The organism is Bradyrhizobium cosmicum (genome assembly GCF_032290525.1).
GTDB lineage: Bacteria > Pseudomonadota > Alphaproteobacteria > Rhizobiales > Xanthobacteraceae > Bradyrhizobium > Bradyrhizobium cosmicum_A.
The window spans coordinates 1-264 of the sequence record NZ_JASXTA010000289.1; the positions used below are offsets into that span (position 1 = coordinate 1).

The 264-nt window shown below is 61.7% G+C and carries 1 protein-coding gene; it reads left to right on the top strand.

Features of this window, described 5'->3' with window-relative positions; all coding sequences use genetic code 11:
* Positions 1–264 (top strand): putative nucleotidyltransferase substrate binding domain-containing protein (locus QSV46_RS40005; protein WP_314964138.1); only part of this gene is annotated, 264 nt, incomplete at both ends.

Below are 264 nucleotides of genomic sequence, written 5' to 3' on the forward strand. Positions count from 1 at the left end.
TTATCAAGCTGTTGGTCGAGAACGTCAGCGTTCCGGCGAGCCTGAAATTTTTCGGCGGGATCCGCACGGTCGCCGGCCGTATCGACCTCAAGGCGGCCGGACTGTTTGGTCTCGTTGCATGGGTGCGCGCGATGGCAATCCGCTATCACGTTATGGAACGGTCGACGTCGGCGCGACTGACCGGCGTGAAGGCGAGGGTTCAGGCCAGCGAGAGCGATCTCGATGCGCTTGGCGAAGCCCAGGGCACCTTTCTCGATCTCATCC